Source organism: Rhodococcus sp. DT1 (assembly GCF_049844875.1).
Taxonomy (GTDB): Bacteria; Actinomycetota; Actinomycetes; order Mycobacteriales; family Mycobacteriaceae; genus Rhodococcus.
This window is the reverse complement of sequence record NZ_JBNCLW010000007.1, coordinates 203,840-227,224: the sequence shown is the minus strand read 5'-3', so window position 1 is coordinate 227,224 and position 23,385 is coordinate 203,840. Positions and strand designations below refer to the sequence as shown.

Genomic DNA, 23,385 nt, shown 5'->3' with positions numbered 1-23,385 from the left:
CGGGAGAGGCACGCGTGGCTGACTCGTTCGTTCATCTGCACAACCACACCGAGTACTCGATGCTCGACGGCGCCGCCAAGGTCGGCCCGTTGTTCGCCGAGGCGCAGCGGCTGGGGATGACGGCCGTCGGCATGACCGACCACGGAAACATGTACGGCGCCAGCGAGTTCTACAACGTCGCCAAGAAGTACGACATCAAGCCCATCATCGGTATCGAGGCATACGTCGCGCCCGGCTCCCGCTTCGACACCAAGCGTGTCAAGTGGGGCGACCCGAGCCAGAAGTCCGACGACGTCTCCGGCTCGGGTGCCTATACCCACATGACGATGGTCGCGGAGAACGCCACCGGCCTGCGGAACCTGTTCAAGTTGTCCTCCCTGGCCTCGATCGAGGGCCAGTTGGGCAAGTGGGCGCGCATGGACGAAGAACTCATCGCGTCGCACGCCGAGGGCATCATCGCCACCACCGGCTGTCCGTCGGGCGAGATCCAGACCCGCCTGCGGCTCGGCCACGACCGCGAGGCCCTCGAGGCCGCAGCGAAGTGGCAGGAGATCTGGGGCAAGGACAACTTCTTCCTCGAACTGATGGATCACGGTCTGTCCATCGAACGCCGGGTCCGTGAGGGCCTGCTCGAGATCGGCAACAAGCTCGGTATCCCGCCGCTGGCCACCAACGACTGCCACTACGTGACCAAGGACGCCGCGGAGAACCACGAAGCGCTGCTGTGCATCCAGACCGGCAAGACGCTCTCCGATCCCACCCGGTTCAAGTTCGACGGTGACGGCTACTACCTCAAGTCCGCCGACGAGATGCGCGCCATCTGGGACGCCGAGGTGCCCGGCGCGTGCGACAACTCGGTGCTGATCGGCGAACGCGTGCAGCCGTACGACGACGTGTGGACCCACCGCGACCGCATGCCGATCTTCCCGGTGCCCGAAGGCCACACCCAGGAGAGCTTCCTGCGCCACGAGGTGATGCGCGGACTCGACCGCAGGTTCCCGTCCGGCCCGCCGCAGGAGTACCTCGCACGCGCCGACTACGAGATCGGCGTCATCAACGAGATGGGCTTCCCGGCCTACTTCCTCGTCGTCGGCGACCTGATCAATCACGCTCGGGAGGTCGGTATCCGGGTCGGACCCGGTCGTGGTTCGGCCGCGGGTTCGCTCGTCGCCTACGCGATGGGCATCACCAACATCGATCCCATCCCGCACGGACTGCTCTTCGAGCGATTCCTCAACCCCGAGCGCGTGTCGATGCCCGATATCGATATCGACTTCGACGACCGCCGCCGCGGCGAGATGGTGCGGTACGCCTCGGAGAAGTGGGGCACCGACAAGGTGGCGCAGGTCATCACGTTCGGCACCATCAAGACCAAAGCTGCGATCAAGGACTCCGCCCGAGTGCAGTTCGGGCAGCCCGGTTTCGCCATCGCGGACCAGATCACCAAGGCGCTGCCGCCGCCGATCATGGCAAAGGACATCTCGGTGTCCGGCATCACCGATCCGAGCCACGAGCGGTACAAGGAAGCCGTCGAGGTGCGCGCGCTGATCGACTCGAACCCCGACGTGCGGAAGATCTACGAGACCGCGAAAGGTCTCGAAGGCCTGATCCGTAACGCGGGCGTGCACGCCTGCGCGGTGATCATGTCGTCCGAGCCGCTGATGGACGCGATCCCGCTGTGGAAGCGTGCGCAGGACGGCGCGATCATCACCGGCTGGGACTACCCGTCGTGCGAGGCCATCGGCCTGCTCAAGATGGACTTCCTCGGGCTGCGCAACCTCACCGTGATCGGTGACGCGATCGAGAACATCAAGGTCAACCGCGGGATCGATCTCGATCTCGACACTCTTCCGCTCGAAGACCCGGCGACCTACGAACTCCTCGCGCGCGGCGACACCCTCGGCGTGTTCCAGCTCGACGGCAGCGCCATGCGCGATCTGCTGCGCCGGATGCAGCCCACCGGCTTCGAGGACATCGTCGCCGTCCTGGCGTTGTATCGCCCCGGCCCGATGGGCATGAACGCCCACAACGACTACGCCGACCGTAAGAACGGCCGGCAGCAGGTCACCCCGATTCATCCCGAGCTAGAGGAACCGCTCAAGGAGATCCTCTCCGACACCTACGGTCTGATCGTCTACCAGGAGCAGATCATGCAGATCGCTCAGAAGGTGGCCGGTTATTCGCTCGGGCAGGCCGACATCCTCCGGCGCGCCATGGGTAAGAAGAAGCTCTCGGTGCTCGAGGAAGCGTATGCGGGCTTCCGGGAAGGCATGCTGAAGAACGGCTTCTCCGAGCCGGCGATCAAGGCCCTGTGGGACACGATCCTCCCGTTCGCGGGTTACGCGTTCAACAAGTCGCACGCAGCCGGCTACGGTCTCGTCTCCTTCTGGACGGCGTACCTGAAGGCGAACTACCCCGCCGAGTACATGGCGGGTCTGCTCACCTCGGTCGGCGACGACAAGGACAAGGCCGCGATCTACCTGTCCGACTGCCGCAAGATGGGCATCACCGTGCTGCCCCCCGACGTCAACGAGTCGCACACCAACTTCATGTCGGTGGGTGAGGACATCCGGTTCGGGCTCGGCGCGGTGCGCAACGTGGGCACCAACGTCGTGGCATCGATCATCAAGGCCCGTGAGGAGAAGGGGAGGTTCACCGACTTCTCCGACTACCTCGACAAGATCGACACGGTCGCCTGCTCGAAGAAGGTCACCGAATCTCTCATCAAGGCAGGCGGTTTCGATTCGCTCGGGCATCCCCGTAAGGGATTGATGCTCGTGCACGCCGACGCGATCGACGCGGTGATGAGCACCAAGAAGGCCGAGGCCATCGGCCAGTTCGACCTGTTCGGCGGCGCCGACGCCGACGAGTCGGTCGCGTCGGTGTTCAACGTGAAGATCCCCGACGAGGAGTGGGACAGCAAGCATCGTCTCGCGCTCGAACGCGAGATGCTCGGTCTCTACGTCTCGGGGCATCCCCTCAACGGTGTCGAGCACGTACTCGCCGCCCAATCCGACACGCACATTCCGGCGATCCTCGAGGGCGGGTTCAAGGACGGTACGCAGGTCACCGTCGGCGGCATCCTCGCGTCGGTGAACCGGCGCATCAACAAGAACGGTCTCGCGTGGGCGTCGGCTCAGCTCGAAGACCTCACCGGCGGCATCGAGGTGCTCTTCTTCCCGCAGGCCTACGCCGTCTACGGCATGGACGTCGTCGAGGACTCGGTTGTGCTCGTCAAGGCGCGGGTCTCCGTCCGCGACGACCGCATCTCGTTGATCGCCAACGACCTCGCCGTACCCGACCTGTCCCAGATCGGGGTCGCGAAACCGGTGTCGGTGTCGATGCCGACACGGCTGTGCACTCCCGACAAGGTCGGGGCGCTGAAGAATGTGCTCACGAGGCATCCGGGGACGGCCGATGTGAACGTGCGACTGATCACGGGGAGCAAGGTCACGGTGCTCCGACTCGACGACAGCCTGCGCGTCGAACCGTCGTCCGCACTGATGGGTGACCTGAAGGCGCTGCTCGGTCCCAGCTGTCTGGCGACCTGACCGGGGTGGGGGCGCGGTACCGGGGCAGTCCCGTCCGGACAGTTACGAGCGCCGGTGATACGCCCGGCGGACCCACCAGACGAGCGTGGTGGCTGCTGCGGCAGTGAGCACCGCGGTCTGTGCGGTGCCGGTGAGGACGAGCAGCGCCACGAGTACCAGGAACCCGACTGCGAGGGCCTCGAGTTTGTACATCGGCCATGCGGAACCGGCGATGTCGATGTGGCTGTCGCGCGCAGCGTCACGGGTCGGCGACTCGAGTGTCGTCATCGCACCTCCTGCGGGTCGGGAAAGCCTTCTGTCAGGGTAGTCGCATCCGAGAATTCGGGTCAACGAACTTTCGGACGGACGTGTGGCGGATCACGGGAACGTGTTCACTGGGTGCATGCCCCTTACCGGAGAATATGAACCCAGCCCCTCGTCCTGGGCGGCCGATCAGGTCGCGACCTACGAGTCGTCGGGCGGTACCGAGGGCACCACCCTCGGCGGCAGGCCTGTGGTGATCCTGACAACTCGCGGTGCCAAGACCGGCAAGCTGCGCAAGACCCCGTTGATGCGGGTCGAACACGACGGCACGTATGCCGTCGTCGCCTCGCTCGGGGGCGCTCCCAAGAATCCGGTGTGGTACTACAACGTCGTCGCAGATCCGCACGTCGAATTGCGCGACGGCACCGAGGTCTACGACATGATCGCCCGCGAAGTGCACGGTGACGAGAAGGCGCTGTGGTGGGAGCGGGCGGTCGAGGCGTACCCCGACTACGCCGACTATCAGACCAAGACGGAGCGTGCCATCCCCGTTTTCGTCCTCGAGCGGACCTAGCACGATGGCCGGGCGCACCGTCGCGGACCAGCTTGTGGCTCAGCTCGTCGATGCCGGCGTCCGCCGGATCTACGGCATTGTGGGCGACAGCCTCAATCCGGTCGTCGATGCGGTGCGCCGCACCGGCGGCGCCGCCCGGGGTGGCATCGACTGGATCCACGTGCGCCACGAGGAGGCGGCCGCGTTCGCGGCGTCGGCCGACGCGCAGATCACCGGTGAACTGGCTGTGTGCGCAGGTTCCTGCGGTCCGGGAAACCTCCACCTGATCAACGGGCTGTACGACGCCCACCGGTCGGGCGCCCCTGTCCTGGCGATCGCGTCCCACATCCCGTCGACGCAGATCGGAACGGCCTATTTCCAGGAGACCCACCCTGACCGGTTGTTCGTCGAATGCTCGGCCTATACCGAATTGATCGGCGCGGCCGCGCAAGCGCCGCGCGTCGTGCACAGCGCGATGGCGCATGCCCTGGCAGCCCCGGGTGTGGCGGTGGCGATCCTGCCCGGCGACATCGCCGCGCTGCCTGCGGCTGGTACGGCACCGCGCCTCGTCCGCACGGGCGCACCCACGCTCGTTCCCGATCCCGCCGACGTCCATGCGCTCGCCGAGGCCGTCAACGCAGCGGACAAGATCGCGATCTTTGCCGGCGAAGGGGTGCGGGGAGCGCGCGAGGAGTTGCTCGCGCTCGCCGATACGGTCGCGGCGCCGATCGGGCACAGCCTGCGCGGTAAGGAATGGATTCAGTACGAGAACCCGTTCGACGTGGGAATGACCGGCCTGCTCGGATACGGCGCCGCACACGACGGTATGCACGGTGCGGATCTGCTGCTGCTCATCGGTACCGATTTCCCGTACGACCAGTTCCTTCCCGATGTCCGGACCGCCCAGATCGACATCGATGCCGCGAGGCTGGGCCGCCGCACCGAGCTTTCGCTCGCGGTGCACGGGGACGCGGCCGCAACCATGCGTGCCCTGCAACCCCTGATCCAGCGCAAGACCGACCGGGGATTTCTGGAACACACCCTCCAGCGGCATCGCGATCTGATGGAGAAAGTCGTCGGGGCGTACACGACACCGGTGGGCCAGCGAAAGCCCATCCATCCCGAGTATGCGGCCTCGATCCTCGACGACGTCGCAGCGGACGACGCGGTGTTCACAGCGGACACCGGGATGTGCAACGTGTGGTCCGCCCGGTACCTGAACCCGAACGGCCGACGGCGATTTCTGGCGTCGGCCCTGCACGGTTCGATGGCCAACGCATTGCCGCACGCGATCGGCGCACAGATCGCCGCACCCGGACGGCAGGTCGTGTCCGTGAGCGGCGACGGCGGACTGGCGATGCTGCTCGGGGAACTGATAACGGTGGCGATGCACCGGCTTCCCATCAAGATCGTCTTGTTCGACAATTCGACCCTCGGGATGGTCAAACTCGAAATGCTGGTCGACGGTCTCGCGGACTTCGGGGTCGACGTCCCGGCGGTGGACTATGCGAAGGTGGCCGACGCGCTGGGGTTCTTCACCCGCCGCGTGGAAGATCCGGGCGACGTGGAGCACGCGCTGCGGGATGCGTTCGCCCAGCCGGGACCGGCGCTGATCGATGTGGTCACCGACCCACGAGCGTTGTCGCTCCCGCCGACGATCACCGGAGAACAGGTCAAGGGCTTCGCCCTGGCCATGTCGAAAGTCGTCATGAACGGGGGAGTGGGCGAAGCCGTGCAGATGGCGAAGTCGAACCTTCGCAACGTGCCGAGGCCGTCGCAGTTCGGCTCCTGACCGGGGCGTCCCGTGGCGTCCGAGAGGCGCGGGTGGGGGTCCCGCGTTGTCGCGCAACCACAGGTAGTGGCAGCATTGACCGGTGACCTCCACCGCGCGAACAGCAGAACCGACACACGAGACGACCGTGCCCAGCGCGGCTGACATCGATGCGGCTGCCGAGCGAATTTCCGCGGTCGTCGCCCCGACCCCCCTCGAACCGAACCCCCGTCTGTCCGCGCTGACCGGCGCCCACGTCTACCTCAAACGCGAGGACCTCACGCGGGTGCGGTCGTTCAAGTTGCGCGGCGCCTACAACGCAATGGCTCAACTCGACGCCAGCGAGCGTGCGGCCGGGGTGGTCACCGCGAGCGCCGGCAACCATGCGCAGGGTGTGGCATACGCCTGCCGCGCGATGGGAATCACCGGCCGTATCTACGTTCCGACGCGCACCCCGAAGCAGAAGCGCGACCGTATCCGTGCGCACGGTGGTGATTTCGTCGAGCTCATCGGTGTCGGCGACACCTTCGACGCGGCGGCCGCCGCGGCCGCCGCAGATGTCGCGCGGACCGGCGCGACGATGATCCCGCCGTTCGACGACGCGCGTACCGCAGCCGGGCAGGGCACCATCGCCCGCGAAATCCTGGAACAGTTGCACGGAGACCTCGACGTGCTCATCGTGCCGGTCGGCGGAGGCGGACTCATCGCCGGACTCGCGGCGTACCTGCGCGAACGATCGCCGCACACATCCATCGTCGGTGTCGAGCCTGCCGGTGCGGCGTCGATGACCGCTGCGCTGGTCGCGGGTGGTCCGGTGACGTTGCCGGAGGTCGAACCGTTCGTGGACGGCGCCGCGGTCAAACGGATCGGTGATCTTCCGTACGCCGTGGTCTCCCGTCTCGGCGCGGAGGTCGTCACCCACTCGAACCTTCCGCTCGTGGCCGCGCTGCGCCGGGAGGGTCTCGGCAGCGGGCCGTTCGGGTTGGCGCAGGTCGACGAGGGAGCGATCTGCACCGCCATGCTCGAGCTGTACCAGAACGAAGGAGTCATCGCGGAGCCTGCCGGCGCGCTGGCAGTGACCGCGCTCGAGTCACTCGCGGTGCAGCCGGGAGCCAATGTCGTGTGCCTGGTGTCCGGTGGCAACAACGACGTCTCGCGCTACGGCGAGATCATCGAGAGGTCGCTCGTGCACCGTGGTCTCAAGCACTACTTCCTCGTGGATTTCCCGCAGGAGCCCGGATCGTTGCGCCGGTTCCTCGACGAGGTGCTCGGCCCCGACGACGACATCACCCTGTTCGAGTACGTCAAGCGCAACAACCGCGAGACGGGTGCGGCGCTGGTCGGTATCGAACTCGGTGCGGCAGAGAATCTTTCGTCTCTGCTTCATCGGATGGACGCGTCGCCTGTCGAGGCGCAGCGGCTCGAGCCCGGGTCGCCGGCCTACCGTTATCTGACGTAGGCCGGCGTCCCCGCCGACGGAGATTTCTCGTCAGACGAGCGGTTCCGATCGGGTCGCGCCGGTACGGGATTCGAGAATCACGAAGGAATGTCCCGGCACGAGCACTGCGGATTCGGTGCGATTGACGGTCGGTTCGTCCCACCACAGGATGGGGCGCCCTCCGACCGGTACCGTCACCGGATCCGGTCCGAGATTGCACACCACTCGTAATGCCCCACGGTACAAGGTGATCCAGCGTTCCTCTTCGTCGTAGGTGACGTGGAGATGCTCGAGCCACGGATCGCTGACTTCTGCCCGCGCGCGGCGCAGCGCGATCAGCTCCCGGTAACAGTCCAGCAGTCGTGCGTGCTCGGGTGCGGTGCGCTCGTCCCAGTTCAGTTTCGAGACCTCGAAGGTGGCCGGATCCTGCGGATTGGGAACGTCCTCGGTGTTCCACCCGTGTTCACCGAACTCCCGGCGCCGGCCCTCCACGACCGCCGCGGCGAGTTCCGGTTCGGGATGCGAGGTGAAGTAGCGGAACGGTGTACCGGCACCCCATTCTTCGCCCATGAACAGCATCGGCGTATACGGCGAGGTGAGGACGAGAGCAGCCCGAACGGCGAGCTGCCCCGCGTCGAGATAGGCACCGGGCCGGTCGCCGAGCGCCCGGTTGCCGATCTGGTCGTGGGTGCACGTGTAGGCGACCAGTGAACTCGCGGGCGTGCGGCGGATATCGAGGGGCCGACCGTGTATCCGCCCGCGGAACGTCGAATACGTTCCGGCATGGAAGAACCCGTGTCCCAGTGTCTGCGCCAGGCATTCGAGAGTCCCGAAATCGCCGTAGTAGCCCTGACGTTCCCCCGACACGGCGGTGTGGATCGCATGGTGGATGTCGTCGGCCCACTGTGCTTGCAACCCGTACCCGCCACCGGAGCGCGGGGTGATCATGCGGGGATCGTTGAGGTCGCTCTCGGCGATGAGGCTCAGTGGGCGTCCGAGATGCGTGGAGAGACGGAATGTTTCGACCGCCAGTTCCTCCAGAAGGTGGGTCGCGGTGTGGTCGAGGAGGGCGTGAACCGCGTCGAGCCGGAGCGCGTCGATGTGGAAGTCCCGGAACCAGCGGAGTGCGTTGTCGAGGATGTACCTGCGGACCTCGCCGGAGTCCGTGCCGTCGAGATTGATGCTGTCGCCCCAGATGCCCGGGGCGGGCGCCACATACGGGCCGAACCTGCCGAGATAGTTGCCCGACGGGCCGAGATGGTTGTAGACCACGTCCAGCGCCACCGCGATACCTCGCGCGTGCGCAGCGTCGACGAAACGTTGCAGTGCGGCCGGGCCGCCGTAGGGCTCGTGCACCGCGTACCACAACACACCGTCGTAGCCCCATCCATGGGGACCGTTGAAGGCGTTGACCGGCATGAGTTCGACGAAGCCGACACCGAGATCGGCGAGTTCGTCGAGCCGGCCGATCGCCGCGTCGAGCGTGCCCTCCTCGGTGAACGTGCCGATGTGAAGTTCGTAGAGGACGCTGCCCGGGAGTTGCCGGCCGGTCCACAACCGGTCGGACCACCCGCCGGGGTCGACGGCATGGAGTTGTGACAGACCGTGCACCCCGTCGGGTTGCCTCGGAGAGCGGGGGTCCGGGAGCACCGTGTCGGTGTCGCCGTCGAGGACGAAGCCGTATCGGGCGTCGGGAGGGACGTCGACTTCGGCACGCCACCACCCTCGCCTGTCACGCTCCATGGGATGAAGAGCCTCGTCGGCGTACAACTGCACTGATGATGGGATCGGGGCCCAGACCTCGAAGGTATGCACCACACCAGCATGCCGTGTGTTCGCCTGCGGTGCAGCGTGTCACCTACGCCGGGACCGATTTCGGCGCGTCGGCGCTGCACCCGGTGCTGCTAGGGTGATCGTGATGTCCGAGCCCGTCCGAAGAACCTACAGCTCGCCGCTCAGAGAAGAAGCGGCGCGCCGGACCAGGGCCGCGATCCGCGGTGCAGCGGCGCGCCTCTTCGTTCGCGACGGATACGTGAGCACCACGGTGCGGCACATCGCCGAAGAGGCAGGTGTCGCGGTGCGGACCGTCTTCACCGCCTACCCCGGTGGAAAGGCAGATCTGTTTCGCGAAGCCCTCGACGAAGCCGTCGCAGGCCCCGGCGACACGTCGGCAACTCAGGGGCGTCCCACCGTGCGGCGACCCGGTGACCGCCCGATGACCGAGGCCGACCTGATCGTCGAGCGGGTCGTCGACTACGGCGCCGAGATGCTCGAACGTGCCGGCGGGCTCCTCATGACTTCCGTCGAGTCGTCGGGGGCCGACCCCGATATGCGCCGGTTCGCGGAAGAAGACGCACGTGCGACCGCCGACAACGCGCGCACCATCGCGGAAGGCCTGTACGAGGGCGGCTGGCTGCGTCCCGACATCACCGCCGAGCACGCCGCCGACGTGCTGTACACACTCATCTCGCCGCAGGTGCACTCGCTGTTACGCCGTGATTGTGGATGGGACATCGCGCATTACCGCTCGTGGCTCGCGTCGACGCTCCGTGCGACACTTCTCCGCTGACCGGGTCTACCGGCCACCGTCGGCGTCGAGGTAGAGCCAGTCGCCGTTCTCCCGCACGAACCGGCTGTGCTCGTGCATCGAGTCGGACACTCCTGCGTGCGTCCAGTGGGCGCGGAACTCGACGGTGCCTTCCGCGTGGAGGAAACCCCCGCCGGTAGTGTGCAGGATTTCCAGACCGGTCCAGTGTTGTCCGGGATCCAGGTCGAGGCGTGCGGGCCGGGTGGACGGGTGCCAGGTGCGACGGAGATAGTCGACATCGCCGAGGACGAACGCGGTGTACCGCGACCGCATCAGTTGTTCGGCGGTCGGTGCGCTGCGCCCGGCGAGAAATACTCCGCAGCATTCGCCCAGGGGGATACCGCGCCCGCACGGGCACGCGGTGTCGGCGGAATGCACAGAATTCTGACGGCGTCGGACCATCGCGCCATTGTCCCACTGCCGCAGATCCCTCACCGAGGGGCGTGTGGTGGTGCAGAATGCCGACCATGCACGCTCAGCGATACGTCGGGGTGGTCGGACCGGGTGAGGCCACGCCCGAGCAGCGACGGATCGCCCGCACGCTGGGCGGTCTGCTCGCGGGGCGCCGCGCGATCGTGGTGACCGGGGGATTGGGCGGGGTGATGGCCGCGGCGTCCCGGGGCGCGATCGAGGCGGGCGGCACCACCGTCGGATTCCTCCCCGGTGACGATCGTGCCGACGGCAATCCGTATCTGACGGTGGCGATCCCCACCGGACTGGGCGAGATGCGTAACGCGCTTCTCGTCCGCAGTTGTGACGCTCTCGTGGTCGTCGGCGGCAGTTGGGGGACGATGAGTGAAATCGCGCTCGCGGTGCGAACGGGTGTGCCTGTCTTCTCCGTCGGCGGATGGAAGATGCCCGCTGGTGGCGTGCTCGACGTCGAATCTCCGGCCGAGGCGGTGGAGTGCGTGCACGCGCTGCTGTGGCGCCAAGAACCCCGGTAAGGCGCGCAGCACCGGCCATCCGATGGGATGGCCGGTGCTGCAACGGATGCCGAGAGGAGACGGCGCCGTGTTTCCTGGTCCGGTACGGACGTCTACGAGTTCGCGAGTTCGTAACGCCGGCGGTACTCGCTCTTGGACGTCTCGCTGATGTCGACGTCCGTGGCCCGGGCGCGCAGAGCACCGACCGTCGCCTGCTCACGAGGGATGTGGGCGAACGGGTCCCAATCGAAGAACCGCGCGGCGTTACCGAAGGTGATCTTGTCGATCTCCTCGTCGGTGCACTCGGAGGCGACCAGTTCCTCCATGAGCATCTCGGGGGAGTTCGGCCACGTCGAGTCCGAGTGCGGGTAGTCGCATTCCCACGCGATGGTGTCGATGCCCAAGTGGTTGCGGTTGTTCAGGCCGCTCGGCTCGGTGATGTAGCACGCCAGGAAGTTCTTGCGCCACACGTCCGTCGGGGTCATACCCGTGGGCAGGAAGCTCACTCCCGTCCACGACTGGTTGACGATGTGCCGCTCGAGACGGTCGAGCCACGGAGCCACCCAGCCCACGCCGCCCTCGCTCATGGCGAATTTGAGGTCCGGGAACTTCCGGAAGACCCCGCTCAGCATGACGTCGTTCGCGGCGATCGTGGAGATGAGCGGCGTCAGCACCATCATGTCGTCGATGTTGAAGCCTTCGGGCCGCTTGACCAGGCTGAAGCCGCCACCGATGTGCAGGCTGAGCACGATGTTGTGGTCGACGCAGGCCTTGAAGATCGGGTCCCAGTAGCCGGACTTGAAGTCCGGGTAACCTTCGCCGACACCGTAGGGAGTTTCGGGGATGCTGATCGAGCGGCAGCCCATGGCGGCGAGTCGCGCGATCTCCTTGACGGATTCGTCGACGTCGAAGAACGGGATGATGCCGAGCGGGATGAATCGTCCCGGGTGGGCGTTGGGGACCTCACCGACGACCCAGTCGTTGAACGCCTTACAGGCGGCGAGGGACAGTTTCTTGTCGGGAAGGCTCGCCAGGTGGGTGCCGGCGAAGCCGGGGAAGGTGGCGAACAGTGTGGCGGCGAGGGTGCCGTTGGCATCCATATCGCGGACGCGCATGTCCATGTCGTAGACGCCGGGACGCATTTCGGCGTATCCGGTGGGGTCCATGCCCCATTCGCTCTTGGGCCAGGAGACGACGGCGTTGAGGCCGGAGCTTCCCACGACCTTGTCCTGGAACAGCCAGGCTTGCACGTTGGGATTGCGCGGATGGGCGGTCAGGCGCGGTGCCTGGTCCATCAGGCTCTTGGGGAAATACTTTTCGAAGATGTCAGCCGGTTCCACGACGTGGTCGTCGATGCTGATCATCACCATGTCATCAATGTTCATTTGGGTCCGTTCCTCTCCTGTCCTGCGCGGTGAGCGCTCGCAGCGATCCCGGTCACACAAGAGAATATCGCTTCCATGCACGAGAATCGGGTTCAACACTACTGAAAATGGTGCTTCTTGGGAATCCTCGGCCGCCGGAGGTCGGGTTGGCCGTCGTTCCGGTAGGGGAGGTGGGTCCGGGGGAATGTCCGGCGCCCGCTCACCGCGCTGTCCCGTGCCGATAGGTTCCCCTTCGATGAATTCGCTGAAATGCCAGTTCAGCGACAGTTTTCGGGGCCGAAGACGCTAGGATCGGCCGCATGGTCCGGCACCGTCGACGAGGATGTTCCGCGGTGCGGCAGAGGAGGTCGTGGGGCAGACGAGGTCACCCGGCGAGAGGCAGCCGGTTCCGGGGGTCAGGGAGGACGTAGTGGTGGCGCAGAGCGGAAGAGTTCCCCCTGCCGGTCGAGGACAGCGATCCGGCGACGGGGGCCGAGCGGTGGGCCGACTGGACAGCGGAGCAGAAGTGGGAGACGGCTCGGACGGTGCGGGACCCGGATCGGTGGCGGACGCAGAACGTCCGGCCGAACCCGATTGCGGTGCGTTGCTGAGAACGCCTCGGCGACCGAGCAGCTCTGTGGTCTCGACGGTGACGACCGGCCTGACGCCGCGGATCTCGTCTCCCTCGGCGAGCGCCTGACCGGCCTCCGCGTGCAGTGGCGTGAGCTGCACGACCTGGAAGCTCGACTCCGCAGCGAATTACACGCCTCGGGCATCGAGCCGGAGGTTGTGCCGAAGCGGGCGGTGCGTGACATCGCAACGGCCCGACCTTCCTGGCGGGAGCACCCGGTCACCGCCCGTCAATTGCAGATCCTCGAACGGCTCGAAGCCGAGACGGATGCGACGTTTCCGGCTGGGGCGACCAGCACCCGTGGCCAGGCCTACGACCTGATCGCCTCGTTGCTGGCCGGCAACATCCCGCAGGCGCAGATCAGGGACCGGCTCGCAGGACCGCTGTTCATGTTCGGCCCCGAGCCACTCCCGACCGCACCTCCGACCAGGACACCCGCGCCGGTAGCAACCGTGCCGAGGTCGAAAGCCGTGCCGGGGCGCCGTTACGACACCGCACGGTACGTGCTGACACGCCCGCTGACAGCGCGCAGCCCGCTCGACTGCCTCGACGAACCGGACGCGGAGGCCGACGCCGTAGCGAAGTCCGAAGTCGACCGCCCCGACCGGTTCTTCTCATGGGCGGACGGGCAGTTCAAGGTCATGCTGTTGGTCGCCCTGGCCGACCTGATGACCGATCGTGCATTCCGCGACGACACGTTCGTCGTCTTCAGGGCGATGCTCGAAGACCCGAGAGCCTGGGGGGAACTCGGCCACTACGCCGCCGAGGCGTTGTGGGAATCCCGCACCGGCCGGCCGGTGCAGAGCCCGGTCACCGCTGAGGTGACCGACACGATCGTCGAGGCGCGCACCGGTCCGGCACGAGCCGTCGAAGAGCACTTCCTCGACACCGTCCGCCGCGCACTCGACGCGCGGGCGTCTGCACTTCTCGACACCGTCGAGCAGCGCAGCCGACACATCGACGCGATTCAGGACGGTATCGACCAGGCCGCAATCGTCGAGGTCGAGAAGTGGTCGACGAGGGGCCGCACCGCTTACGACCCGGCCGACCCGCTGATGCTGCCGCAACCCGACGTCGACCCGCAGGTCGCCGCCACGATCTCGAAGGTGCGCAACCGCACGGCACGCCAAGCGATCCGCGACCAGTGGTTCCACGGCGTCGAGCTGGCGCGATTCGAATACACCACCGAGGCGCGGCACGCTCTCATCGCCGATGTCGCAGTCGACCCTCGGCTCGTCGATCGGGTCGGGGGACGTCGTCCGGATTATCTGTCGGCCGTCGTCGGTGACTACGCCAGAGTCTTGATCGCCGAAGCTGCCCGCGGTGCATCGCCCTTGCGGCAGTCCGCGGCGAAGGCTCTGCTCGGGGACCATCATCCGCTGCCGATCGAAATGTTCGAACTGGCCTATGCCCAATGGGACCGCATCCACGGACCGGAACCGACCTGGGACGAGGCTGTCGCCGGTGAGTGGACGGCCTGGATGACGATGCAGTTGCGGCGTGATCCGCTGATCGGCTCGTGGGCGGGGCTGCCGATGTCGCCGCGCGCGCCGATGATCGAGATCGGCGTCGAGACCGCCTTTGCGGTCGTCGCCGAAGAACGCCCCGATCTGGTCGATGCGACCTCGGACATTCCGCGTGCGCGTCTGGCTGCCGAGCTGCGCGGGAACATCATCCCGAATCTGCCTGCACCCGACAGGCCGGATACCTCCGCATCGTTCACCGATGCCGGTGGATACTGTGCGTTGCGCTTGATCGACCATGTGGAGTCCGAGCGCCGCTACTTCCCGGTCCTCGGATGGGACTACACGCTCGACGGCGGTGCCTCGTTCACACAATGCGGCCACAATGCTCGGGTGGCGCTCGGCGCGATACTCGAGGCACGCGACAAGCCGGTGCCGGACTGGATCGAGCGCGTCTACCGCCCCTACGCCCAGGCTGATCCCACCTCATGACCGGGGTTACCGATTACGCCCGGAACGACGAATCGCAACGCGATCGCGGAATTGGTTGAAGAAGAGGGGCTTTCACCGATCGCAGGCACGGGCACGGCAGTGCTTGCGCGGAACCGGATTGCACTGCGCCGCAGTAGGATTCCTCCGGTAGATTCACTATCCCTTCGTGAAGAATGACGTTCTGTAATGAGAGAACATTAGTATTACGCCCACGTATCCGCAAGGATTTCCGGGGAGTTACTTTCCGAGTCGCCGAATTGCTTGGTGCCGTTGACAAATGGCCGATGCTCCATGACAGTGGGCGTGCACCGGGCGGCTTTGCTCCTCGAACCCGGTGCGATGTCATCTGTTTTGTCGGGCGCGCAGCGCTCGAATCGAGTTCTGTCGATCCGTTGCACTGCGCATGGGTGGATGTGTGCGCGTGTGGTTCGGGTCGCCCCTTGTTCCTCACGTCGAGAGGTCCCCATGTTCCGACCCCACCGCTTCCTACCCGCGATCGCGGCGGCCTGCGCCGCTGCCCTTCTGCTGACCTCCTGTGGCGGCGCCGAATCCGGCAACGTCGCCTCCGCGGCAGGCGCCGATGCCGGCGACCCTGTAGCGGGCGGCACCCTCCGCACGATCCAGATGGGCGAGCCGCGCAGCCTGGATCCCGCCGCACTCTCCAATACCTGGGCGCACCAGCCCGTGCTCGGCAACGCGCTCTACGGAACGCTGATGATCAACAATCTCGACACCCTCGACATCGAGTACAAGATGGCGACCGACTTCGCCACCACGGACGGGGGAGCGACCTTCGACCTCGTCCTGCGCCCCGGGCTGACGTTCACGGACGGCACACCGCTCGACGCGGCTGCGGTCAAGTTCAACTGGGACCGGCTGCGCGACCCCGCGCTCGGATCGACCGCGATCCGGCAGGCCGCACAGGTGGCGTCTTCGGAGGTCGTCGATCCGACCACACTGAGGATTGCTCTGGCGGCACCCAATCCGCATTTTCCGCAGGGCATGCTCACTACCTCGATGAACTGGATCGCCTCGCCGGCCGCACTGCAGAAGGGAGCGGCGGAGTTCGACCGTGAGCCTGTGGGCGCCGGGCCGTTCTCCTTGGAGAACTGGGTGCGGGGTGACTCGATCGATCTGGTGAAGAACCCGGACTTCTGGGACGCTCCCAAGCCGTACCTCGACAAGCTCACCGTCCGCACCGTGGCCGACAACTCCCAGCGGTTCAACATGATCTCCACCGGCGGCGCCGATCTGTCTCTCGAAGCGAGCTGGGGAACTCTGGCCAAGGCGGACGCAGCGGGTATCCCCGCCGAGGTCGTACCCGCAGGTGGCGGTCAGATCATGATCATGAACTCGGCGCGCGCGCCCTTCGACGATGTGCGGGCCCGCCGGGCGGTATCCCTGGCAGCAGACCTCGACGCCCTCAACAGCGTCGTCTTCAACGGCGAGGGTGAGATCCCCGAGACCCTGTTCCCCGAGGGCTCCCCGTACTTCGCCGACATCCCGCTCGCGACGAGCGACAAGGAGACCGCGCAGCAACTGTTCGACGAACTGGCAGCAGAAGGCAAGCCGGTTTCGTTCACCTTCATGTCCTACCCCACGCAGGAAACGAAGGCGGCCGCCGAGTCGCTGCAGGCGCAACTCGGTGCGTTCGACAACGTCGAGGTCAAGGTCGAGGTGGTGGACTACGCCGCGGCGACGGCCCGCGCCGGCTCGCGCGACTTCGACATGGTGATCTCCTCTGCGATCACTCAGGATCCGGACTACGCGCTGTGGACCGCATTCCACGGTGACTCTCCCGGAAACTTCTCGGGTCTCGACGACCCGGAACTCAACGACGCCTTGGATGCCGGCCGCGTCGCCGAAGGGGCGGACGAGCGCAAGGCAGCGTACGAGACAGCACAGAAGCGGCTCGTCGACTTGGTGCCCGGTATCTGGTACACCAAGGCCGCGCCCGCGGTGGTCTACAACGAGAACGTCCACGGCGTCCGGATGTTCACCCTCGGCTCACCGATGCCCGAAGAAATGTGGATGACGAACTGATCCGGTTCGTCACGGGAAAGGTGAAGCGATGGAACTGTCTTCGGCACGGCATGCATTCGTCACCGGCGGGGCCAGCGGGATCGGGCTCGGAATCGTCGACGCGCTGACGCAGCACGGGATCTCCGTGACGATCGCCGATATCGATCGGCAGGCTGTCGAGGCGGTGACGGCCGAGCGGGGGCCCGCGATCTGCGGAGTCGGTCTGGATGTTCGCGATCGCGACTCCTGGGCGCAGGCGAAGGCCGACGCCGAATCGGTGTTCGGACCGGTGGACATTCTCGTCAACAACGCCGGGATCGGGTTCAACGGCCGCGACGTGGTGGATACGGACGCGGACGTTTTCGACCTGCTCGTTGCGATCGATCTGGCGGGAGTGTTCCACGGCGTCACCGCATTCGGTGCACAGATGCGGGATGCGGGGCACGGGCACATCGTCAACACGGCGTCGGTCATGGGGCTCACGGCGGGTGCTCCGGGCCGCGGTGCCTACAGCGCGGTGAAGAGTGCCGTCGTCTCCCTGTCGGAGGCGCTCCGTGCCGAGATGGCGTCACACGGCGTGGGCGTGTCCGTGCTGTGCCCGGGACTCGTGAGGTCGAACCTCGATGCGAACACCACCCGGTTGGGAGGGCATGTGGAGGATGCTTCACACATCAAAGGCGCGGGAGATGTAGGGATGACACCGGCCGCGGCAGGGGCCTGCGTAGTGCGGGGGATCGCCGAGGATCTGCCCTACATCGTCACGCACCCGGAATATCTCGGGTACATCGAGAAGCGAATGGACGCCATCAGAGCCGCGGTGGAGGCAGTGGCCGCGGTGGAGATCGGGAGCGGAGCAGGGCCGGTGGCCTGACCTGGCCGGCCGGTGCGCTGCTGAGTGGGAACAGTTCGAAAGACAAGTATTCTTGACATGAAATGACAAGCAGGCTTTACTTCTGGCATGCCGGAGACATCGAGAGGCAACAAGGTCCGCGAGCTGCGCAAGCAGGCGCGCCTCACGCAGGCCGAACTCGGTACGGCAGTCGGGGTAAGCCGTCAGAGCATCGTCTCGACCGAGAAGGGTGATTACGCACCGAGTGTCTACCTCGCTCTGCGACTCGCTCGCACCCTCGGTACCACTGTCGAAGAACTGTTCCCACTCAACCCGGAGGGGCTCCCATGACCGCGTTTCTCAAGGCTGCTCGTGTCGTCGCCGACCTCGACGACGACTTCTACCACGACGAACGGCAACGCGATGTCTGGAACGAGGCCTCCGCGGTGGGGTTCCAGCTGTTCCAGTGGTGTGCCCTTGTGGTCGGGGCCGTCCTGCCGTGGGTCGCGGGCCGGGCCGGTGCCCACATCGCGATCGGTGTTCTGGCCACGTGGTTCGTCCTCTCGATGGTGACCATCGCCTATGCCCGCGCTCGAGATGTCGACGTCTACGCCACCGCGAAAACGCTACGTCCGCGAACCGTTTTCGCGGTCGTGCTCTACCTGGCCGGTGTCGCCGGCATCTACGTGGAACTCGCGAACCCCGTCGGCTACGACAGCGCGACCTGGGCAGGTATGGCCGTGGGGGCGTTCGTCGGCGCCGGTGCGGTGGCGGCTGTTCTGGTGTGGGTCCGCCGCCGCGACCGGCGCCGCGAAGCCGAGGAAGCAGCGCGGGACGAAACCGAGGTGTGAGCACGGAGCCCGCAAGTTTCGGTTAGTTTTTGCCCGCTGTGCGGGCATTTAACCACCAAGGTCAACAGACATCATCTCAGTCGCGCACCAGCGCCGCCACCGGCAGCGCTGCGAAAAGATCTGCGGGCCGGACGGTTCCGGAGAATTGCCGTCCCGAGATCGCATCTGTCCAGGATCCGGGCGGGAGGTGGAACACCGTGTCGCCCCAGCCCGTCGCAGCGAGAGCCGCGGTATGCCGCATCGACAAGGCGAGCACATCGACGTCGTCGGCCGTCGGGCCACGGCCGAATGCCAGGACGTGCTCGGCTCCGGGCCCCGCCGCGAACAACGGGACGTACGCGCCGTCCACGAAACTCTCCGACTTCTCCCGGCGCAGCCGCAGCGCACTCTTCACGACCGTGAACTTCGCGGGCACCGAACCGGATTCGCCGAGCAAGCCCTTGCGGATCGCGAAATCGACCGGACGCCGGTTGTCTGGGTCGACGAGGGAGTCGTCCCACAGTTCCGTCCCCTGGTAGACATCGGGAACGCCCGGCCCGAGAAGCTGCAGGAGCTTCTGCCCGAGGGATGCCGCGGCGACATGCTGCTCGAGTTCGGCGACCAGTCCGGTGAGAGCCACACCGACGGGTCCGCCGCACACGGCATCGAGCCAGTCCGTGACGGCGCCCTCGAACTCCGCGTCGACCTCTGTCCACGTGGAGCGGGTGCCGTTCTCGCGCAGCGCTTTCGTGGCGTAATTGTGGAGCCGCTCGCGCAGTTCCCCGGTGACAACACCGTCGGCCGGCCACACCCCGAACAGTGTCTGCCAGAGGAACAGCCCGATGGCGGCGTCGGGCGGCGGCGCGATCGCATTCCATTCGCCGAGCCGCTGTGACCACAGGTCGGAGACCTGGGACAGCACTCCGATACGAGCGCGCACGTCCTCGCTGCGTTTGGTGTCATGTGTCGACAACGTCGTCATCGCGCGGGGAAGACGACGTGCACGTTGGGTCCAGGAAAGGTGGAATTCGGCTGCGCCGAGGGAGAAGCGGCCCGGCTGCCCGCCGACTTCCTGCAGGGACACGAGCCGGGCAGCCCGGTAGAACAGGCAGTCCTCCACCGCTTTCGCGGTTGCCGCGCCACAGACCTGGCCGAAGCGTGCGGCTGCTTCGCCTCCGGTCGCGAGCGCCGTTGTGAGCATCCGGAGGGCGGGCTCGAGGTCCGGCTTCTCCCGGGCGACCTCGCCGACGATGCGGGGGAGCATCGTGGCGAGCGGAGCATAGTCGGCGCGGTAGACGGGCACCCGCGCCGCGACCGTGGTCACCGCATCGCGCAGGACTGCGTCCGAGAGTTCCTGTGCGGAGCCGGCCGCGCCGTATCCGGCGGTGTCCTTCCGGATCGCGCGGACGAGCCGGGCCACCTCCGGAGCAAGTCCGGACCGCAGCACCGAGCACTTGAGGTCGCGTTCCTGGGAATGCAACCACGCGGCGTCCCCGTCGGAGCCGGTGTAGGTCCGGGACACCGCGGTGAGCGCCTTGTCGCCGCGGGGGTCGACGAACACCGCGGCGAGTTCGTCGAGTGCGTCGTACCCCGTGGTGCCGTCGACCGGCAACGTCATGTCGAGGGGCTCACCCTCGGCGAGGATCTTTTCGATCACCAGCCAGCGCTGCGGTCCGATCAAGGAGCGCAGGCGCTCGAGGTACGCCGACGGATCGGCGAGACCGTCGGGATGGTCGACCCGCAGGCCGTCGACGAGGTCGTCGTCGATCCACGACGCGACCTGGGCGTGCACCGCGTCGAACACCCGCGGATCCTCGACCCGCACCGCGGCCAGGTCGTCCACGGTGAAGAAGCGCCGGTATCCGATCAACCCCGAATCCCAGGGCACCAGCCGGTACGCCTGGCGTGCATGGATTTCGGCCGGGGTTCCGTCGTCGGTTCCCGGTGCGATCGGGAATCGCTTGTCGTAGTACGCGAGTACGGGTTCGTCACCCGTGCGATCCACCGTCAGTTCCTGCACCGCGTCGGCGGAACCCAGCACCGGAAGGGCGATCCGGCCGTCGGCGCCGTTGTCCTCCGACCAGTCGATGTCGAAGAACGACGCGTACGCCGAGTCGCGGCCTCGCCGCAGCACGTCCCACCACCAGGCGTTCTGGCGCGGGTCGCCTACGCCCACATGGTTGGGGACGATGTCGACGATCACGCCCATTCCGCGCGAGCGCACCTCTCGTACGAGGTGTTCGAAACCCGCACGCCCCCCGAGTGCCGGCGACACCGTGGACGGATCGACGACGTCGTATCCGTGATTCGATCCGGTGGTGGCAGTGAGCAGGGGAGACAGGTACACATGCGAGATCCCGAGGCCGTCGAGATAGTCGACGATGGAGACGGCGTCGGCGAACGTGAACGCGTCACCTCGCATCTGCAGCCGGTAGGTGGACAGCAACGGGAGTGAGGTCATGCGGTCCTCCGCAGCACCACCATCGAACGTGCTTCGACCAGGATCGGCTTTCCTGCGGTGACGCTGAACTCCCGCACGCCGTCCGCGACATCGGTATCGATTGCCACGGACCATTCGTCCGCGTGCGCGCCGTCGGGAGTCACGAACTCGATCGGTTCGTGGTGGGCGTTGAAGCACAACAGGAACGAAGTGTCGACGACGCGTTGCCCGCGCTGGTCCGGTTCGGGGATGCCCTCTCCGTTGAGGAACACCGCGAGCGACTTGCCGAAACCGCTGTCCCAGTGCTCTGGGGTCATCTCTTCCCCGGAGGGAGTGAGCCACGCGATGTCGCGGGACTGGTCGCCGCTGCGGATCGGCCGGCCCTCGAAGAAGCGACGACGCCGGAACACCGGATGCTCGGTTCGCAGCGCGATGACATTGCGGGTGAACGCCACCAGATCGGCATTGGCCTCCGCGAGAGACCAATCCATCCACGACAATTCGTTGTCCTGGCAGTACACGTTGTTGTTGCCGCGCTGGCTGCGCCCCATCTCGTCGCCGTGCGCGAGCATCGGGGTGCCCTGCGACAGCACCAGCGTGGCGAGGATGTTGCGCTGCTGTCGCGCCCGCAGAGTCAGGACCTCGGGATCGTCGGTCGGACCTTCGACGCCGCAGTTCCACGACCGATTGTGCGACTCGCCGTCCCGGTTGTCCTCACCGTTGGCGTCGTTGTGCTTGTCGTTGTAGGACACCAGATCCGCGAGTGTGAAGCCGTCGTGCGCGGTCACGAAGTTGATGGACGCGCCGGGACGCCGGCCGGTGTCCTCGTACAGGTCGGACGAGCCGGTCAGGCGGGAGGCGAATTCCCCGAGGGTCGACGGCTCGCTGCGCCAGTAATCGCGCACCGTGTCGCGGTACTTGCCGTTCCACTCGGTCCACAGGCTGGGGAAGTTGCCCACCTGGTAACCGCCTTCGCCGATGTCCCACGGCTCGGCGATGAGCTTTACCTGCGAGACCACCGGATCCTGTTGTACCAGATCGAAGAACGCCGACAGCCGGTCCACATCGTGCAGTTCGCGGGCGAGCGTGGATGCGAGGTCGAACCGGAAACCGTCGACGTGCATCTCCGTGACCCAGTACCGCAACGAATCCATGATCAGCTGGAGAGTGTGGGGATGCCGGGCGTTGAGGCTGTTGCCGGTCCCGGTGTAGTCCATGTAATGGGTCTTGTCGTCGTCCACGAGACGGTAGTACGCGGCATTGTCGATTCCCCGGAAGCTGATGGTCGGCCCGAGGTGGTTGCCCTCGGCGGTGTGGTTGTACACGACATCGAGGATCACCTCGATTCCCGCTTCGTGGAACGCGCGGACCATAGCCTTGAACTCGGCAACCGCCTCGCTCGGCTTCGACGACGACGAGTACTCCGTGTGCGGGGCGAAGAACCCGAAGGTGTTGTAGCCCCAGTAGTTGCGCAGACCCTGGTCCAGGAGCACCTGGTCGTGCATGAACTGGTGCACGGGCATCAGTTCGATCGCGGTGACCCCGAGGTCGAGCAGGTGGTCGATGACGGCGGGATGGGCGAGACCCGCGTAGGTGCCGCGCAGGTATTCGGGGACGTCGGGATGCGTGGCCGTCATCCCCTTGACGTGTGCCTCGTAGATCACCGTCTCGTTGTAGGGGCGCCGGGGATGCCGGTCGTTCGCCCAGTCGAAGAACGGGTTGATCACCACCGTCGTCATGGTGTGGCCGAGGGAGTCGAGCTGGGGGAAGTCGGCGTCCGGCGCGCCCGATTCCGCGCTCTCGTCGCTGTCGGACTCTGCGTCCGTGTCCGAGGGCAGCGCGTACGAGAACAACGACGCGTCCCCGTCGAAGTCACCGTCGAAGGCCTTGCCGTAGGGGTCGAGCAGCAGCTTGCTCGGATCGCACCGGTGGCCGTTCTCGGGGTCGTAGGGGCCGTGGACCCGGTATCCGTACCGCTGGCCCGGCGAGACCGTGGGCAGATATGCGTGCCACACGTAGCCGTCGACCTCTTCGAGCGGAATGCGGGTCTCGGTGCCCTCACGCGAGATCAGGCACAGTTCGACTTTTTCGGCGATTTCGGAGAACAGTGCGAAGTTCGTTCCGGCGCCGTCGTACGTCGCACCGAGGGGGTAGGCACTACCGGGCCACACAGGGATCGGCTCCGGTGTTTCTTCGCTGGTATCCGTGGGGCTGGGCTGCATGACTGCACAGTAGCCGCACCCGGGCA

At 66.4% G+C, this 23,385-nt stretch carries 17 protein-coding genes; 11 read left to right on the top strand and 6 right to left on the bottom strand.

The window, feature by feature from the left end:
- Window positions 1–14 precede the first annotated feature (14 nt).
- Window positions 15–3,551, top strand: a complete 3,537-nt coding sequence (dnaE, locus tag ACLQ3J_RS18670; protein WP_378527443.1) for a DNA polymerase III subunit alpha — start codon at window positions 15–17, stop codon at window positions 3,549–3,551.
- Window positions 3,552–3,593: 42 nt separating this feature from the next.
- Here dnaE and ACLQ3J_RS18665 read toward each other — a convergent pair whose 3' ends face one another.
- Window positions 3,594–3,818 carry a hypothetical protein gene (locus ACLQ3J_RS18665; protein WP_425904128.1) on the bottom strand — a complete coding sequence of 75 codons (225 nt, stop codon included), beginning with the start codon at window positions 3,816–3,818 and terminating at the stop codon, window positions 3,594–3,596.
- Window positions 3,819–3,933: 115 nt separating this feature from the next.
- On the opposite strand from ACLQ3J_RS18665, the gene ACLQ3J_RS18660 reads away from it, so the two are divergent.
- From ACLQ3J_RS18660 to ilvA, 3 genes are all read left to right on the top strand, one after another.
- On the top strand, window positions 3,934–4,368 hold the full coding sequence (locus ACLQ3J_RS18660) for a nitroreductase family deazaflavin-dependent oxidoreductase (protein WP_169620138.1): 435 nt from the start codon (window positions 3,934–3,936) through the stop codon (window positions 4,366–4,368).
- Window positions 4,369–4,372: 4 nt separating this feature from the next.
- On the top strand, window positions 4,373–6,139 hold the full coding sequence (locus ACLQ3J_RS18655; RefSeq protein ID WP_425904127.1) for a pyruvate dehydrogenase: 1,767 nt from the start codon (window positions 4,373–4,375) through the stop codon (window positions 6,137–6,139).
- A gap of 127 nt (window positions 6,140–6,266) precedes the next feature.
- Entirely contained in the window at window positions 6,267–7,577 is a 1,311-nt protein-coding gene (gene ilvA / locus ACLQ3J_RS18650) for a threonine ammonia-lyase IlvA (protein WP_296549093.1), read from the top strand.
- Window positions 7,578–7,607: 30 nt separating this feature from the next.
- Here the strand turns inward: ilvA and treZ are convergent, their stop codons facing one another.
- Entirely contained in the window at window positions 7,608–9,371 is a 1,764-nt protein-coding gene (gene treZ, locus ACLQ3J_RS18645) for a malto-oligosyltrehalose trehalohydrolase (RefSeq protein ID WP_425904126.1), read from the bottom strand.
- 103 nt (window positions 9,372–9,474) lie between these two features.
- Here treZ and ACLQ3J_RS18640 point away from each other — a divergent pair, with 103 nt between their 5' ends.
- Complete coding sequence (locus ACLQ3J_RS18640; RefSeq protein WP_169653081.1) at window positions 9,475–10,125, top strand: TetR/AcrR family transcriptional regulator; 651 nt, start codon at window positions 9,475–9,477, stop codon at window positions 10,123–10,125.
- Window positions 10,126–10,131: 6 nt separating this feature from the next.
- Here ACLQ3J_RS18640 and ACLQ3J_RS18635 read toward each other — a convergent pair whose 3' ends face one another.
- The gene (locus ACLQ3J_RS18635; RefSeq protein ID WP_425904125.1) at window positions 10,132–10,545 is read right to left on the bottom strand and encodes a YchJ family protein; all 414 of its coding nucleotides are present in this window, start codon (window positions 10,543–10,545) and stop codon (window positions 10,132–10,134) included.
- 56 nt (window positions 10,546–10,601) lie between these two features.
- Here ACLQ3J_RS18635 and ACLQ3J_RS18630 point away from each other — a divergent pair, with 56 nt between their 5' ends.
- Window positions 10,602–11,087 (top strand): TIGR00725 family protein, encoded by a 486-nt coding sequence (locus ACLQ3J_RS18630; RefSeq protein WP_169620132.1) that lies wholly within the window; start codon window positions 10,602–10,604, stop codon window positions 11,085–11,087.
- 92 nt (window positions 11,088–11,179) lie between these two features.
- Here ACLQ3J_RS18630 and ACLQ3J_RS18625 read toward each other — a convergent pair whose 3' ends face one another.
- Complete coding sequence (locus ACLQ3J_RS18625) at window positions 11,180–12,451, bottom strand: amidohydrolase family protein (RefSeq protein ID WP_169620131.1); 1,272 nt, start codon at window positions 12,449–12,451, stop codon at window positions 11,180–11,182.
- Between the two features lie 573 nt (window positions 12,452–13,024).
- On the opposite strand from ACLQ3J_RS18625, the gene ACLQ3J_RS18620 reads away from it, so the two are divergent.
- From ACLQ3J_RS18620 to ACLQ3J_RS18600, 5 genes are all read left to right on the top strand, one after another.
- Window positions 13,025–15,016 (top strand): hypothetical protein, encoded by a 1,992-nt coding sequence (locus tag ACLQ3J_RS18620; protein ID WP_425904124.1) that lies wholly within the window; start codon window positions 13,025–13,027, stop codon window positions 15,014–15,016.
- 465 nt (window positions 15,017–15,481) lie between these two features.
- The gene (locus ACLQ3J_RS18615) at window positions 15,482–17,059 is read left to right on the top strand and encodes an ABC transporter substrate-binding protein (protein ID WP_296550278.1); all 1,578 of its coding nucleotides are present in this window, start codon (window positions 15,482–15,484) and stop codon (window positions 17,057–17,059) included.
- Window positions 17,060–17,087: 28 nt separating this feature from the next.
- A complete protein-coding gene (locus ACLQ3J_RS18610; protein ID WP_169620128.1) occupies window positions 17,088–17,909 on the top strand; it encodes an SDR family oxidoreductase in 822 nt (273 codons plus the stop codon).
- A gap of 87 nt (window positions 17,910–17,996) precedes the next feature.
- Window positions 17,997–18,218: a helix-turn-helix transcriptional regulator gene (locus ACLQ3J_RS18605; RefSeq protein ID WP_425904123.1), complete on the top strand. Its 222-nt coding sequence runs from the start codon at window positions 17,997–17,999 to the stop codon at window positions 18,216–18,218.
- A complete protein-coding gene (locus ACLQ3J_RS18600; RefSeq protein ID WP_169620126.1) occupies window positions 18,215–18,718 on the top strand; it encodes a DUF2029 domain-containing protein in 504 nt (167 codons plus the stop codon). The genes ACLQ3J_RS18605 and ACLQ3J_RS18600 overlap by 4 nt, the downstream gene beginning before the upstream one ends.
- Window positions 18,719–18,794: 76 nt before the next feature.
- On the opposite strand, the gene treY is transcribed toward ACLQ3J_RS18600, so the two are convergent.
- Window positions 18,795–21,158, bottom strand: coding sequence for a malto-oligosyltrehalose synthase (treY, locus tag ACLQ3J_RS18595; protein ID WP_425904122.1), 2,364 nt, complete (start codon window positions 21,156–21,158; stop codon window positions 18,795–18,797).
- Window positions 21,155–23,359 carry a glycogen debranching protein GlgX gene (gene glgX / locus ACLQ3J_RS18590; protein ID WP_169620124.1) on the bottom strand — a complete coding sequence of 735 codons (2,205 nt, stop codon included), beginning with the start codon at window positions 23,357–23,359 and terminating at the stop codon, window positions 21,155–21,157. Before glgX ends, treY begins: the two co-directional genes overlap by 4 nt.
- Window positions 23,360–23,385 lie beyond the last annotated feature (26 nt).